This is a genomic window from Streptomyces broussonetiae, from assembly GCF_009796285.1.
GTDB classification, from domain to species: domain Bacteria; phylum Actinomycetota; class Actinomycetes; order Streptomycetales; family Streptomycetaceae; genus Streptomyces; species Streptomyces broussonetiae.
On the sequence record NZ_CP047020.1, the window covers coordinates 3,356,124 to 3,371,911 of the forward strand.

General features: G+C 71.8%; 9 protein-coding genes. 5 read left to right on the top strand and 4 right to left on the bottom strand.

The features are described from left to right. Positions 1–214: 214 nt before the first annotated feature. Positions 215–2,935: a pyruvate, phosphate dikinase gene (gene ppdK, locus GQF42_RS15535; protein WP_158920282.1), complete on the bottom strand. Its 2,721-nt coding sequence runs from the start codon at positions 2,933–2,935 to the stop codon at positions 215–217. Between the two features lie 441 nt (positions 2,936–3,376). Further along, positions 3,377–4,594 carry an ROK family protein gene (locus tag GQF42_RS15540; protein ID WP_199272695.1) on the bottom strand — a complete coding sequence of 406 codons (1,218 nt, stop codon included), beginning with the start codon at positions 4,592–4,594 and terminating at the stop codon, positions 3,377–3,379. 131 nt (positions 4,595–4,725) lie between these two features. Between GQF42_RS15540 and GQF42_RS15545 the strand changes: the two genes are divergently transcribed. From GQF42_RS15545 to GQF42_RS15555, 3 genes are all read left to right on the top strand, one after another. Continuing rightward, the gene (locus GQF42_RS15545) at positions 4,726–6,264 is read left to right on the top strand and encodes an MGH1-like glycoside hydrolase domain-containing protein (RefSeq protein WP_158920286.1); all 1,539 of its coding nucleotides are present in this window, start codon (positions 4,726–4,728) and stop codon (positions 6,262–6,264) included. Next, positions 6,261–8,198, top strand: a complete 1,938-nt coding sequence (locus GQF42_RS15550) for an amylo-alpha-1,6-glucosidase (RefSeq protein WP_158920288.1) — start codon at positions 6,261–6,263, stop codon at positions 8,196–8,198. Before GQF42_RS15545 ends, GQF42_RS15550 begins: the two co-directional genes overlap by 4 nt. Positions 8,199–8,423: 225 nt before the next feature. Beyond that, positions 8,424–10,223 carry a sulfatase-like hydrolase/transferase gene (locus GQF42_RS15555; RefSeq protein ID WP_233273356.1) on the top strand — a complete coding sequence of 600 codons (1,800 nt, stop codon included), beginning with the start codon at positions 8,424–8,426 and terminating at the stop codon, positions 10,221–10,223. On the opposite strand, the gene dusB is transcribed toward GQF42_RS15555, so the two are convergent. After that, positions 10,224–11,357, bottom strand: a complete 1,134-nt coding sequence (dusB, locus tag GQF42_RS15560; protein WP_158930196.1) for a tRNA dihydrouridine synthase DusB — start codon at positions 11,355–11,357, stop codon at positions 10,224–10,226. 68 nt (positions 11,358–11,425) lie between these two features. After that, positions 11,426–12,325 (bottom strand): helix-turn-helix transcriptional regulator, encoded by a 900-nt coding sequence (locus GQF42_RS15565; RefSeq protein WP_158920290.1) that lies wholly within the window; start codon positions 12,323–12,325, stop codon positions 11,426–11,428. 55 nt (positions 12,326–12,380) lie between these two features. Between GQF42_RS15565 and GQF42_RS15570 the strand changes: the two genes are divergently transcribed. Continuing rightward, on the top strand, positions 12,381–13,853 hold the full coding sequence (locus GQF42_RS15570) for an MFS transporter (RefSeq protein ID WP_158920292.1): 1,473 nt from the start codon (positions 12,381–12,383) through the stop codon (positions 13,851–13,853). A 118-nt stretch (positions 13,854–13,971) separates the two neighbouring features. Beyond that, complete coding sequence (locus GQF42_RS15575) at positions 13,972–15,423, top strand: MFS transporter (RefSeq protein WP_158920294.1); 1,452 nt, start codon at positions 13,972–13,974, stop codon at positions 15,421–15,423. Positions 15,424–15,788 lie beyond the last annotated feature (365 nt).

Genomic DNA, 15,788 nt, shown 5'->3' on the forward strand with positions numbered 1-15,788 from the left:
GAGGGCACAACGGCTTCGCGCGGGTTCAACGGCAGCCAACGCCAACAAACGCTAATTTGCCTGGTCAGCGTCCTAGCTTGACAGTCGCCACAGATGATGCACGGAGAGGCGGCACCCCCGCACAGGGTGCCGCCTCTCCTCTTCGTGCGCCGGAGCCGCCGCCGATCGGTGAGGGTCGGGGACCAACGGCGGCTCCGGGGTCGGGAGGCCCGGCTCAGCGGTGGTCGCTGCCCGCCGACTGCGTCGCCGCGCGGCCCGCCTCGAGCCGGGCGACGGGGATGCGGAACGGGGAGCAGGAGACGTAGTCCAGGCCGGCCTCGTGGAAGAAGTGGACCGACTCCGGGTCACCGCCGTGCTCGCCGCAGACGCCGAGCTTGAGGTCGGGGCGGGTGCGACGGCCGGCCTCGGCCGCCGCCTTCACCAGGGAGCCGACGCCGTCCTTGTCGATCGTCTCGAAGGGGGAGACGCCGAAGATGCCCTTCTCCAGGTACGCCGTGAAGAACGAGGCCTCCACGTCGTCCCGGCTGAAGCCCCACACCGTCTGCGTCAGGTCGTTGGTGCCGAAGGAGAAGAACTCCGCCGCCTCCGCGATCTGGCCGGCGGTCAGCGCGGCGCGCGGCAGCTCGATCATCGTGCCGATCGCCAGCTTCAGCTCGGTGCCCGTCGCCGCTTGCACCTCCGCGATGACCCGGTCCGCCTCCTCGCGGACGATCTCCAGCTCCTGGACCGTGCCCACCAGCGGGATCATGATCTCGGCGCGCGGGTCGCCCTTGGCGTTCTTGCGCTCGGCCGCCGCTTCCGCGATCGCGCGGACCTGCATGGTGAAGAGGCCGGGGATGACCAGGCCGAGGCGTACGCCGCGCAGGCCGAGCATCGGGTTCTGCTCGTGCAGGCGGTGGACCGCCTGGAGCAGGCGCAGCTCGTTCTCGTGGGGCTCCTGGCGGGACTCGGCCAGGGCCACCCGGACCGACAGCTCGGTGATGTCCGGGAGGAACTCGTGCAGCGGGGGGTCGAGGAGGCGGACCGTCACCGGCAGGCCGTCCATCGCCGAGAACAGCTCCACGAAGTCCTGCTTCTGCAGGGGAAGCAGCGCCTTCAGACTCTCCTCGCGCTCGTCCTGCGTGTCCGCCAGGATCAGGCGCTCGACCAGCTCACGGCGGTCGCCGAGGAACATGTGCTCCGTGCGGCACAGGCCGATGCCCTGGGCGCCGAAGCGGCGGGCCCGCAGGGCGTCCTCGGCGTTGTCCGCGTTGGCGCGCACCCGCAGCCGGCGCTTGCGGTCGGCGAAGGCCATGATGCGGTGCACGGCCTCGACCAGTTCGTCGGCGTCGTGGGCACCCGCGTGCATCCGGCCCTCGAAGTACTCCACGACCGGGGACGGGACCACCGGGACCTCGCCCAGGTACACCTTGCCGGAGGAGCCGTCGATGGAGATCAGGTCGCCCTCCTCCACCACGTGGCCACCGGGGACCGTCATGCGGCGGCGCTTGGTGTCGACCTCCAGCTCCTCCGCGCCGCAGACACAGGTCTTGCCCATGCCCCGGGCGACCACGGCCGCGTGGGAGGTCTTGCCGCCGCGCGAGGTGAGGATGCCCTCGGCCGCGATCATGCCGTCGAGGTCGTCGGGGTTCGTCTCACGGCGGACCAGGATGACCTTCTCGCCGGAGCGCGACCACTTCACCGCGGTGTACGAGTCGAAGACCGCCTTGCCGACCGCAGCACCCGGCGAGGCCGCGATGCCCCGGGCGACCTGGTCGACCTTCGCGTGCTCGTCGAAGCGCGGGAACATCAGCTGCGCCAGCTGGGCGCCGGTGACGCGCTGGAGGGCTTCGGTCTCATCGATCAGGCCCTGGTCGACCAGCTGGGTCGCGATCCGGAAGGCCGCGCCCGCCGTGCGCTTGCCGACCCGGGTCTGGAGCATCCACAGCTGACCGCGCTCGATCGTGAACTCGATGTCGCACAGGTCCTTGTAGTGGTTCTCCAGGGTCTCCATGATCTGCATGAGCTGGTCGTACGACTTCTTGTCGATCGACTCCAGCTCGGCGAGCGGGACCGTGTTGCGGATGCCCGCGACCACGTCCTCGCCCTGGGCGTTCTGCAGGTAGTCGCCGTACACGCCCTGGTGGCCCGAGGCGGGGTCGCGGGTGAACGCCACGCCCGTGCCGGAGTCCGGGCCCAGGTTGCCGAAGACCATGGAGCAGATGTTCACGGCCGTACCGAGGTCGCCGGGGATGCGCTCCTGGCGGCGGTACAGCTTCGCGCGGTCGCCGTTCCACGAGTCGAAGACCGCCTTGATGGCGAGGTCCATCTGCTCGCGCGGGTCCTGCGGGAAGTCCCGGCCGGCCTCGGCCTTGACGATCTTCTTGAACTTGGTGACCAGCTTCTTCAGGTCGGCCGCCTCGAGGTCCGTGTCGACGGTGACCTTCTTGGCGTCCTTGGCCGCGTCGAGGGCCTCCTCGAACAGCTCGCCGTCGACACCGAGGACCGTCTTGCCGAACATCTGGATGAGACGGCGGTAGGAGTCCCAGGCGAACCGGTCGTCGCCGGCCTGCTTGGCCAGGCCCTGCACCGACTTGTCGGACAGGCCGATGTTCAGGACGGTGTCCATCATGCCGGGCATGGAGAACTTGGCGCCCGAGCGGACCGACACGAGGAGGGGGTTGTCGGCCTGGCCGAGCTTCTTGCCCATGCGGGTCTCGAGGGCGTCGAGGTGCGCACTCACCTCGTCACGCAGTGCCGCGGGCTCCTCACCGCTCTCCAGGTAGACCTTGCAGGCCTCCGTGGTGATGGTGAAGCCGGGAGGAACCGGCAGACCGAGGTTGGTCATCTCGGCGAGGTTGGCACCCTTGCCGCCGAGGAGGTCCTTGAGGTCCTTGTTGCCCTCGGTGAAGTCGTAAACGAACTTCGCTACGTGGGGTTCTTTGTTTTCCGACACGGGTCTCGACTCCTTGAGGCCGCGGTGGCTGCCCTGACGGCGAGGAACATACCCAGATCGAAGGTTCATGGGTATGTCCACTCGGGCGTCATGCGCCTGTAACCACCCGTCCGCCACCGGATTGAAAGTCAAGGCTTGGCAAGCCGACGCGGCCACATGTCTTCACTTCTTGAACGCAGTCACCGCCAAACGCGGGGTTTTCCGCTCAGATGAGCAGGCATCCCGCACGTCTGATTTCGATCGATGAACGATCAAGGGGTGGCACCCAGTGCCACCCCTTGGAGAAGTGCAGCCGCTCATGATCCGCTCATCTGAGCGCAACCCTTATCAAGGGTGGCGAGAATCACGCTGCCACAGCGCGCCGGATTTCACCATGCGGACCGCTTCCCGGACTCGAAACACGCAGGGAAACTCCTCGTCACACGCCCGCCGGCAAGCAGATCACACCCCCAGCGCGAGCAGCCGCTCCTCGGCCCGCTCCGGCGCGTAGAGGTGTTCCACGACCAGCGCACCCGCTCCGATGAGCGCGGCCCGCTCACCGAGCCGGGAGGTGACGACGTCCAGGTGGGCCGTGGAGCGGGGCAGCGCCCGCTGGTAGAGCAGTTCGCGCACACCGGTGAGGAAGGGTGTTCCGGCCAGATCGCCCGCGATCATCAGCACTCCGGGGTTCAGCAGGGTCACCACGGTCGCCAGCACGTCCCCGACCAGGCGCCCGGCCTCCCGGGCCAGCGCCGCCGCCTGCGGATGCCCGGCCGCCAGCAGGTCCCGTACGTCGGAGCCGGAGGCGGCGGGCACCCCGGACTCCGCGAGGCGCCGGGCCACGGCACCCCCGCTCGCGACGGCGGCGAGACAGCCGTACGAGCCGCATCGGCACAGCGCGTCCGCGCCGACCCTGATGTGCCCGATGTCCCCCGCACCTCCGTCGATGCCCCGGTAGATCGAGCCGTCCACCACGACCCCGGCGCCGATGCCCGTGGAGACCTTGACCAGTACGAACGCCCCGCAGTCGGGGTGTCCGGCGCGCTGTTCGCCGTACGCCATGAGGTTCGCGTCGTTGTCGACCAGGACCGGGACGGGAGGGGCGCCGGTGTGCTCGGTACAGGCCCGGGAGAGGCGGCCTGTTATGTCGTAGCCGTCCCAGCCCGGCATGATCGGCGGCTGCACCACCCGGCCGGTCTCGCTGTCCACCGGCCCGGGCACCGCGAGCCCGATGCCGCACACCTCCGCCGGACGCCCGGCCTTCTCCAGCAACTCGGCGAACCAGCGGCCGAGTTCACCGAGGACGGCTTCCGGTCCGTCCTCGACCACCAGCGTGCCCGAGTGCTCGGCGAGAATCTCGCCGGTCAGGGAGAGGACCGCCGCGCGGGCGTGCCGGGTGTCCAGGTCGGCGGCGAGGACGACCGCGTGGGAGCCGTCGAACTCCAAGGTGATGGAGGGCCGGCCGCCCAGCGGTGAGCCGACCGGGCCGCCGGCGCCCTCACGCAGCCAGCCGGCCCTGAACAGCCGGTCCAGGCGCTGGCCGACGGTGGCCCGGGACAGCCCGGTGACCTGCTGCAGCGCACCGCGCGTCACCGCCCGGCCGCTGCGCACCAGTTCGAGCAGGTCTCCGGCGCCGGCCTGGCCGCCGCTCCTGACAGCTCTTCCCGGACGTCCGGTCATGCGCACCCCCTTGTGTTCCTCAACCCTGCATTACATAGTGGGTTTTGCGTGTTAAATAGACGTAACTCTACGGTAGCCACCACCACATCCGACCGGCCCGGCCGGGTCGTCTTTTCTTCGGGGAGCCCCGAGTGGACCGCACCGCCCAGCTCACCTCCCGTGCCACCCAGGACGCGATCGCATACGATCTCCCCGGTGCCGAGTCGGCCTCCGAGGGGTCGCTGCACGTCAGAGCGGCCCGGGTGCTCGAGGCGAACTGGACGGGCAGCTCGACGGTCCCCTCCCTAAACCTGTATCCGCACCAGTGGTCCTGGGACTCGGCGTTCATCGCCATCGGCCTGAGGCATGTCTCGCCGCTGCGGGCGCAGACCGAGCTGGAGACCCTGCTGGCCGCGCAGTGGGCCGACGGGCGTGTGCCGCACATCGTCTTCAACCCCTCCGTACCACTCGACGCCTACTTCCCGAGCCCCGACTTCTGGCGCTCCGTGACCGCCGGTCGCGCCGCGGGCGCCCCGCGCACCGTACAGACGTCGGGGATCGTGCAGCCACCGGTGCACGCGCTCGCGGCCTGGCTGGTACACCTGGCCGACCCGGTGCTCTCGCGCTCCCGCGGCTTCCTGGCCCGGGTCTACCCGCGCCTGGCCGCCTGGCACCGCTATCTGCTGCACCGCCGGGACCTGGGCGGCGCGGGTCTGGTGTCGGTGGTCCACCCCTGGGAGCAGGGCATGGACAACAGCCCCTGCTGGGACGCCCCGCTGGCCCGGATCGTCCCGGCCCCGGCCCGCTCCTTCCGCCGCGCCGACCTCGACCACGGAGCGCCCGAGGACCGGCCGACGGATCTGGACTACGGGCGCTACGTGCGGCTGGCCACCGACTACCGGGACCATGCCTACGCCGACGGCCGCAGTGAGTTCGCCGTCGAGGACCCCGCCTTCAACGCCCTGCTCATCGCCTCCGAGCATGCGCTCGCCCGGATCGCCACGGAGCTGGGCGCGACCGGCACCGCCCGCCACGCGCGCGCGCAGCGGCTGACGGCGGCGCTGGTCGAGCGACTGTGGGACCCGGCGGCCGGCCTGTTCCTGTGCCGGGACCTACGGGGTGAACCGGGGCTCGTCCGCGAGCGGGGCGTCTGCGGGCTGATCCCGCTCCTGCTTCCCGGACTGCCCCGGGACATCACCGCAGCCCTCGTCCGCACCCTGTGCGGGCCGCACTTCGGGTTCGGCGACCGCACCCGGCTGGTGCCCAGCTACGACCTCCTGGGCGAGGCCTTCGACCCGCACCGGTACTGGCGCGGGCCCGCCTGGTTCAACACGGGCTGGCTGCTGGAGCGGGGGCTGCGCGCGCACGGGGAGCTGCCCCTGGCCGACGCCCTGCGCACGGCCGTACTGCGGCTCGCCGACGCGACCGGCTTCGCGGAGTACGTCGACCCGTACACCGGCGAGGCCTGCGGCGCGACCGGCTTCGGCTGGACCGCCGCGCTCGCCCTCGACCTGTACCACGACCTCCGTGACGACCTCCCGCACGACCTGCGCCGGGACCTGCATCAGGACCTGCACCGAGACCCCCACCAAAGTCCGTACCAAGAGCTTGTCAAGGGCGCCCGCGAGGGCGTGTCCAGTGCGGCCACCGACACGTTCGACACGAGTGACAAAGGAGGAGACCGGCGATGACGGACCGGCATCATCTGCTCGTGCACGGGGCGACGTTCGCCGCCGTGGGCGATCGGGGCGACATCAGCGGAGTGCGGGGCAGCGGCCCCCCGGACGGGCTGTTCGTCCGGGACGCCCGGCACCTCAGCCGCTGGCAGCTCACCCTCGACGGCGCCATGCCCGAGGTGCTCAGCCCGGTCGCCGACGGTGACGCGGCCCGCTGCGTACTCGTCCCGCGCGGCGGCCGGCAGGAACCCCCGGCCCACACCGTCTTCCGTCACCAGGCCGTCGGCGACAGCTCGTTCGTGGAGTCGCTGCGGGTGACCAGCAACCGTCCGGTGCCGACCACGGTCCGGCTCGCCGTCACCGCCGACGCCGACTTCACCGACCAGTTCGAACTCCGCTCCGACCACCGCACCTACGTCAAGCCGGGCGCCCTGCGCTCGCGCGAAGTCACGGGCGACGGCATCGAGTTCACCTACCGGCGCGCCGAATGGCGGTCCTGTACAGCGATCACGGCCGACCCGGCGCCCGACGCCGTGGAGGAGACCGGCACCGGCGCCCGCCGCCTGGTGTGGACCCTCGACCTCCCGGCGCACGGCACGACCGAGCTGGTGCTGCGCGTGATCGCCCGCCCGCACGGCGAGAAGCGGGCCGTGCGGGTGCCGCGCGACCCCGCCGCCGTGCAGGAGCAACAGCTCGCCGAGGAAGGGCAGTTCATGGAAGGCGTGGCCTTCCCGACCGGCTGGCCCGAGCTGGCGGAGGCCTGCGCGCGCGGCCTCGCCGACCTGGCCCTGCTCCAGGTGCCGGCCACCGGACCGGACGGCGAGGAGCTGCGCGTCCCGGCCGCCGGCGCCCCCTGGTATCTCACCCTGCTCGGCCGGGACGCCCTGCTCACCTCCCTGTTCGCGCTGCCGTACCGCCCGCGGCCCGCCGCGGCCACACTCCTCGCCCTGGCCGCGGCCCAGGCGACCGGCTCGGGCCCGTCCCCGGTCGCCCAGCCCGGCAAGATCGTGCACGAGGTCCGGCACGGCGAGCTGGCCCACTTCGGGCAGGTGCCGTTCGGGCGGTACTACGGCTCGGTCGACGCGACCCCGCTGTTCCTGATCCTGCTCGGCGCGTACGTCGAGCGGACCGAGGACGCGGACCTGGCCCGCCGGCTGGAGCCGCACGCCCGGGCCGCCGTCGGCTGGATGCTGGACCACGGCGGGCTGACCTCGCGCGGCTATCTCGTCTACCGCGCCGACGAGGGCGGTCTCGCCAACCAGAACTGGAAGGACTCGCCCGGCGCGATCTGCTGTGCCGACGGCACCCGGCCCAGCGGCGCGGTGATGGCGGCGGGCGCGCAGGGGTACGCGTACGACGCGCTGCGCCGCACGGCGTGGGTGGCGCGCACGGTGTGGGCCGACGAGACGTACGCGGCGCTGCTCGAGCAGGCGGCGGCCGACCTCAGGGACCGTTTCCAGCGGGACTTCTGGATGCCGGAGCACTCCTTCCCCGCCCTCGCCCTGGACGGGGAGGGCCGGCAGGTCGACGCCCTCGCCTCCGACGCCGGACATCTGCTGTGGTCGGGGCTGCTGGACAAGGAGTACGGCGAGGAGGTGGGCCGACGGCTGCTCGCGCCGGACTTCTTCTCCGGCTGGGGTGTGCGCACGGTGGCCGCCGGGCAGGCCGCGTATCACCCGCTGTCGTATCACCGGGGCTCCGTCTGGCCCCACGACAACGCGCTGATCACGCTGGGGCTGGCGCGCTACGGGCTGCACGACGAGGCCCGGACCGTCGCGCATGCGCTGGTGGACGCGGCGGCGGTGGCGGGGTACCGGCTGCCGGAGGTCCTCGCGGGGTACGGGAGGGACACACATCCGGAGCCCGTGCCGTATCCGCATGCCTGCGCGCGGGAGGCCCGGTCGGCCGCGGCACCGCTGGCTCTGCTCACGGCCGTGGGCGGGGCCTAGGTCCTGTCGTCACATTCCCGTCGTCGCCCGGGGGGCGGCCGCGCGGCGTCCGGTGCGTGCTCCCGGCGTGCCGGGCGTCGCGGGGCAGGCGGGATGCGGCGAAAGGGCCAAGGGCTCCGGTATTTGCCCGGTGTTTGCTCGGCGTCCTGAACAGGGGGCGACGGGCAGCCGTACGAGACGGCGATACGGGTCTCGCACGGAAGGACCTTCGGGTTGTCCCAGGACATGAGTACGCGCCAGGAACCGGGTACGGCCGGGGAGACCGAGGCGCCGGAGAACATCCCCGATGAAACTCCCGCACCCGCTCCCCGGTTCCGGCCCAGGTCCTTCCCCCGTCCCTGGGCGGTGGCGGCCACGTGGACACGGCGATGGCGCGCCGCGCATCCGACTGCCGTCCAGGTGCTGTCCGGCACGCTCACCGTGCTGGCCGCGGCCCTGGTCGTCGTCGCGCTCGTGATGCCCAACTCCATGGTCCGGCTGGGTCCTTCGACGTTCCTGCGGATCCCGGCGGAGGCGGTGATCGGGGCGGCGGTGATGATCGCGCTGCCGCGCCGGCCGCGGATCGTGCTGGCCGCCCTGTGCGGTGTCGCGCTGGCGGCGATGACCGTGCTGAACCTGCTGGACATGGGGTTCAACCAGTATCTCGGCCGCGGCTTCAACGTCGTGCTCGACTGGAGCCTGTTCGCCGACGCGGAGTCGTATCTGGAGGACTCCGTCGGCCGTACGCAGACCCTGGCCCTCGTGGCCGGTGTGATCACGGTCGTGCTGCTGCTGTTCGTGCTGCTGGCGCTGTCCATGGTCCGGCTGAGCAATCTGCTCGCCCGGCACACCGCCCTCGCGACCCGGGGCACACTGGTCGCCGGGGTCGTGTGGATCACCTGCTCCTCGCTCGGACTGCAGCTGTCCGGTGTGCCGCTGGCCGCCGACACCACCGCCGCCGCGCTCAAGGACCAGGCCCACCGGATCTCGAACACGCTCAAGGACGAGGCCGAGTTCCAGAAGGTGGCCAGGGTCGACGCCTTCGGGAACACACCGGGCAGCCAGCTGGTCCCGGATCTGCGGGGCAAGGACGTGGTCTTCACGTTCATCGAGAGCTACGGCCGCAGTGCCGTCGAGGACCCGATCATGGCCCCCGGCGTCGACGCGACCCTCGACGCCCGCACCAAGGCGCTGGCCAAGGCTGGCTTCCACGCCAAGAGCGGCTGGCTGACCTCGGCGACCTACGGCGGCAGCAGCTGGCTCGGCCACTCCACCACCATGTCGGGCCTGTGGATCAGCAACCAGCAGCGCTACCGCACGGTCATGGCGAGCGACCACCTCAGCCTGACCGACGCGTTCAAGAAGACCGGTGCCTTCGACACGGTCGGCGTGATGCCGGGTGTGCAGAAGGCGTGGCCGGAGCAGAAGTGGTACGGCCTGGACAAGGTCTACAACGCCTTCCAACTCGGCTACCAGGGGCCCAAGTTCAGCTGGTCGACCATGCCGGACCAGTACACCCTCCAGCAGTTCCAGGACCGGGTGCACAGCAAGAAGCCGACGGACGGCAAGTCACGGATGTCGTTCCTCATCCTCACCTCCAGCCACACGCCCTGGGCACCGATCCCCAAGATGGTCCCCTGGAACCAGCTGGGCGACGGCTCGGTCTTCAACGGCATCGAGAAGGCGGGCCACCCGTCGTCGTACACCCTCACCGACGACACCCACTCCAGGGCGGAGTACGGCAAGTCCGTCCAGTACACGGTGACGGCGCTGACCGAGTGGCTGGAGCGCTACGGCAACGACAACACGGTGCTGGTCTTCCTCGGCGACCACCAGCCGAACGCCCACGTCAGCGGCAACCACGCCAGCCGTGACGTGCCGATCTCGGTCGTCGCCAAGGACCCCAAGGTCCTGGACAGGATCGCGAACTGGAACTGGACCGAGGGCCTGCGCCCCGCCCACAACGCACCCGTGTGGCAGATGAGCGCCTTCCGGGACCGCTTCCTGGCGGCGTTCGGCTCGACGCCGCACCCCAAGAAGAACTGATCAGCCGCCGGAGGTGTCCAGCTCCGCGTCCTCGCTGATCCCCGCGCAGTCGTAGGGGTCCTTCAGCCAGCCGTCCGGCAGCACCACACGGTTGTTGCCGGACGTACGGCCGCGGGGGCCGTCCGCGCCGGCCGGCCAGGGCTGGTCGAGGTCCAGCTCGTCCAGTCCGGCGCGGAGTTCGGCCAGCGAGGAGGTGATCGCGAGGCGCCTGCGCAGTTCGGAGCCGACCGCGAAGCCCTTGAGGTACCAGGCGACGTGCTTGCGGAAGTCGACCACGCCCTTGGACTCGTCGCCGAGCCACTCGCCGAGGAGCCCGGCGTGCCGGACCATGACGTCGGCCACCTCGCGGAGCGAGGGACGGGCGATGTCCTGCGTACGCCCTTCGAAGGCCGCGACCAGGTCCGCGAACAGCCACGGCCGCCCCAGGCAGCCGCGTCCGACCACGACTCCGTCGCAGCCGGTCTCCCGGACCATCCGCAGCGCGTCCTCGGCCGACCAGATGTCGCCGTTGCCGAGCACGGGGATCTCCGGCACGTGCTCCTTGAGGCGGGCGATGGCCTCCCAGTCGGCGGTGCCGCCGTAGTGCTGGGCGGCCGTACGGCCGTGCAGGGCGATCGCCGTCACACCCTCCTCGACGGCGATGCGTCCGGCGTCGAGGAAGGTGATGTGATCGTCGTCGATGCCCTTGCGCATCTTCATCGTCACCGGCAGGTCACCGGCGCCGCTGACCGCCTCGCGCAGGATCGCGCGCAGCAGGTTCCGCTTGTAGGGCAGGGCCGAGCCGCCGCCCTTCCTGGTGACCTTGGGGACCGGGCAGCCGAAGTTCAGGTCGATGTGGTCGGCCAGGCCCTCCTCCGCGATCATGCGGACGGCCTTGCCGACGGTCGCCGGGTCGACGCCGTACAGCTGGATCGAACGCGGCTGCTCACTCGCGTCGAACCTGATCAGCTGCATGGTCTTCTCGTTGCGCTCGACCAGAGCCCGGGTCGTGATCATCTCGCTGACGAACAGCCCCTTGCCCCCGCTGAACTCCCGGCACAGGGTGCGGAAGGGCGCGTTGGTGATCCCCGCCATGGGTGCGAGCACGACGGGCGGGGCCACGAGGTGCGGGCCGATGGAGAGCGGGTGGGACATCAGACGGCTCCGGGGCGGACGTACGGCGGACACGGCGGTTGCGGCGACGGACAAGGAACCATTGTCCCTCACTCCGCGGCTCGCCCGTCCGTCGCCTGTGCCAGCCGCTCCAGCCGCTCCTCGCTGTCCTCGTCCGCGGGGACGTACACGACCACGCGGTAGGCCGGTGTCTGCGGGGCCAGCCACATGGTGCGGTGCTCGAGCCGGATCAGCCCGACCACCGGGTGCCGGTAGCGCTTGACGTGCGGGGACATCGGCGCGACCTCGTGCCGCTCCCACAGCGCGCGGAACTCCCCGGAAGCCCGCAGCAGCCGGTCCAGCTGCTGCTTCCACACCGGCTCGGCCACATGCTCGGCCATGCCCGCCCGGTATTTCGCGATCAGGTCGCGCAGCATCTCGTCGCGGTCGAGGAAGTCCCGCTTCCAGCGCTCGCTGGTGGTCAGCAGCCACAGACAGTTCCGGTCGGCCGCAGCCAGCTCGGCGGGGTCGCCGAAGACCTGGGCGAAGGGGCGGTTGGCGGCGAGGATGTCGTAGCGGGCGTTCTGGAGCGTGGCGGGGTAGGGCGCGAGTCGCTCGACGACCTTGATCGCCGACTTGGGGGCGAGCGTGCACTCGGCCTCGGTGCGCGGGTCGGTGGTGCCGGCGAGGGCGAAGAGGTGGGCGCGCTCGGCGGGGTCCATCAGCAGCGCGCGGGCGACCGCGTCCAGCACCTGGGCGGAGACATGGGTGGCGCGGGCCTGCTCGATCCAGGTGTACCAGGTCACCCCGACCGCGGAGAGCTGGGCGACCTCCTCCCGGCGCAGGCCGGGGGTGCGCCGGCGCGGGCCGCGCGGCAGGCCGACCTGTTCCGGGGTGACGCGCTCGCGCCGGCTGCGCAGGAAGGCGGCCAGTTCCCGGCGCCGTACGTGCTGCTCCGCCGGCCGCCCCCGGCCCCGCTCCCCGAGATGCTCCGGCGCTGCGATGGTCATGGAACCCAGGGTGCCGTGTCCGCGTACCCCGGTTCCAGGTGGTGCCGGTACCTGGATGAGCACCGCCTGGTACCCCGCTGGGCGCGGGCGCACAGTCGTGGTCGTGACCACGACGACCTCTCGCGCCCGGACCACGGCCCCGCCCCGCACCCTCACGCCCCTCGGCCTGTTCACCCTGCTGCTCGGCTGCGCGCTGCCGATGATCGACTTCTTCATCGTCAACGTCGCCCTGCCGACGATCGAGCACGATCTGCACGCTTCCGCGGCCACACTGGAGATGGTGGTGGCCGGGTACGCGGTGGCGTACGCGGTACTGCTGGTCCTCGGCGGCCGGCTCGGGGACGGCTTCGGCCGGCGGCGGCTGTTCCTGTGGGGGGTGGCCGGCTTCGGGCTGACCTCGCTGGCCTGCGGTCTCGCGCCGACGGCGTGGTGGCTGGTGGCGGCGCGGGTGGCGCAGGGCGCCGCGTCGGCGGCCCTGCTGCCGCAGGTACTGGCCACGCTGCACGCGACGACGTCGGGCGAACGGCGGGCGCGCGCGGTCGCCCTGTACGGCTCGGTCGGCGGGGTGTCCGTCGTCCTCGGGCAGGTGCTGGGCGGGGTGCTGGTGGCGGCCGATCCGGCGGGCACCGGCTGGCGTGCGGTGTTCCTCGTGAACGTACCGGTGGCCGTCGCCGCGCTGGTCTGTGCGCTGCGGGCGGTGCCGGACAGCCGGGCGGAGCGCCCGGCGCACACGGACCTCGCCGGCACGGTGCTGCTGGCGGCGACGCTGACCGCGCTGCTGCTGCCGCTGACCGAGGGCCGGGCGGCGGGCTGGCCGCTGTGGTCGGTGCTGCTGCTGTGCGCGGCGCCGCTGTCCGCGCTCGCGTTCCACGGTGTGGAGCGCCGCGCCGAGCGGGACGGCACGAGCCCGCTGCTGCCGCCGTCCCTCCTTGTCTCGCCCGAGGTGCGCCGGGGTCTGCTGCTGGGGCTGCCGGTGTTCGTCGGCTTCGCGGGCTGGATGTTCGTGAGCGCGGTGGCGCTGCAACAGGGCCTGGGATACGGGCCGTTGCGGGCGGGGCTGACACTCGTGCCGATGGGGGTGGCACAGTTCGCCGCGTCGATGCTGGCCCCGCGTGCCGTACGGCGGACGGGCGGACGGGCGGTGGCGCTTGCGGCGGCGGTGCACCTCGCGGGCCTGGCGACGGTGGTGACGACGGTGCTGCTGGGCCCCTGGCCGCACCTGAGCCCGCTCCTGCTCTCCCCCGGCCTGGTCCTGTGCGGAATCGGCCAGGGCCTTCAGCTTCCCCTCTATTACCGGATCCTGCTGGCCGCGATCCCGGCGCGGCTGGCGGGCGCGGGCAGCGGGCTGGCGGCCACGCTCCAGCAGTCGTGCCTGGCCGTGGGGGTGGCGACGCTCGGCTCGCTGTTCCTGTCACTCACCGCCGCGCTCGGGATGCGGCAGGCGCTGGCGGTCGTGCTGGCGGTGCAGGCGGCGGGGCTGCTGGGGCTGGGGTGGCTCGGCCTCAGGCTGCCGCGAGTGCTGGGATGAGGCGGGTACCGGAGTGCGGCGGCTACCGAGGTACGGGGGCGCACCACCGCCGCACGGACAGAGATCGTGTAACAGTCATTAGTTAGACGCACTATTGATATGCGCGTACGATGGGGCCATGCCCGAGTTGAGCCACCGCCGCCGTCTGCTCGTGCTCGCGATCTGCTGCATGAGCCTGCTGATCGTGAGCCTCGACAACACCGTCCTGAACGTGGCGCTGCCCTCCATGCAGCGCGATCTGCACGCCAGTACCTCCGGTCTGCAGTGGACGATCGACGCCTACACGCTGGTGCTGGCCTCGCTGCTGATGCTCGCGGGCTCGACGGCCGACCGGATCGGCCGCAAGCGGGTGTTCATGGCGGGCCTGACGGTGTTCACCATCGGCTCCGTGCTCTGCTCGGTGGCGCCGAACCTGTCCCTGCTGATCGTGTTCCGGATGATGCAGGCGGTCGGCGGCTCGATGCTCAACCCGGTCGCCATGTCCATCATCACCAACACCTTCACCGACGCCCGTGAGCGTGCCCGGGCGATCGGGGCGTGGGGCGCGGTGGTCGGCATATCCATGGCGGCGGGCCCGCTGGTCGGCGGTCTGCTGGTGCAGTCGGTGAGCTGGCGCGCGATCTTCTGGATCAACCTCCCGGTCGGCCTCGCGGCCCTCCTGCTCACCCTGCGCTTCGTCCCGGAGTCCCGGGCGCCCAAGGCCCGCAGGCCCGACCCGATCGGCCAGCTCCTGGTCATCGCCCTGTTCGGCTCGCTGACGTACGCGATCATCGAGGCACCGGACTCGAGCGCGGCCGTGGTGGCCCCCTTCGTGGCGATCGCCCTGACGGCCCTGCCGGCCCTGCTGTGGTACGAGCCGCGGCGCGCCGAACCCCTGATCGACCTGCGCTTCTTCCGCTCGGCGCCGTTCAGCGGGGCCACGGTGATCGCCATCAGCGCGTTCGCGGCGCTGGGCGGCTTCCTGTTCCTGTCGACGCTGTACCTGCAGAACGTACGCGGCCTGGACGCCCTGCACGCCGGCCTGTGGATGCTCCCGATGGCCCTGCCGACGTTCCTGTGCGCGCCCGTCTCCGGCCGCCTGGTCGGCACCCGCGGTCCTCGTCTGCCGCTCCTGATCGCCGGTACGGCGATGACGGCGAGCGGCATCCTCTTCGCCGCCTTCGAGGCGGAGACCTCGAACGACACCCTGCTGCTCGGCTACGTCCTGTTCGGCATCGGCTTCGGCTTCGTCAACGCGCCGATCACCAACACGGCGGTGTCGGGCATGCCCCGCGCCCAGGCCGGAGTGGCCGCCGCGGTCGCCTCCACGAGCCGGCAGCTGGGCCAGACGCTCGGCGTCGCGGTGATCGGCGCCGTCCTGGCCTCCGGCATCGGCGCGTCCTCGTACCACCGGGCCTTCGTCTCGGCGGCCCGCCCCGGCTGGTGGATCCTCACGGTGTGCGGACTGGCCGTGCTCGTCCTCGGGCTGGTCACCAGCGGGCGGTGGGCGCGCAGGACGGCCGAGCGCACTGCCGACCAGCTGGAGTCGGCCGAGATCAAGAACGTCGTGGGGGTTCCGGCAGGTTCCTGAGCACGTGTCGGCCCGTACCGGTCCCGCTCACCATCTCGTGCGGCCCGTCCAGCCGTTCAGGTGCCCGGCGAGGGCGGCACGCGGGCGCTCCAACTGCCCGATGTGATGCGGAGCGTGCTCTGTGGGGTGCCGCCGGACCGGGCCGGGGCCGGCTGCGGTGTGATGGTCACCACCCGGCAGTCCGCAAGGGCGCCGGGTGTGGCCACGCCGGGCACCCTGTTCCTCGCCTCGTCCCGCGCGCGGGCATGCGGGAAGCACTGGTCGTCGCGCTGCCGGTGCGGTCGGCCGGGGTCGTCGTGAGGGGCCTGCCCAGTCTGCGGCTGCCGCGCGAGATCGGCTGAGCCCGGCCACGGCTTGGCCAACTG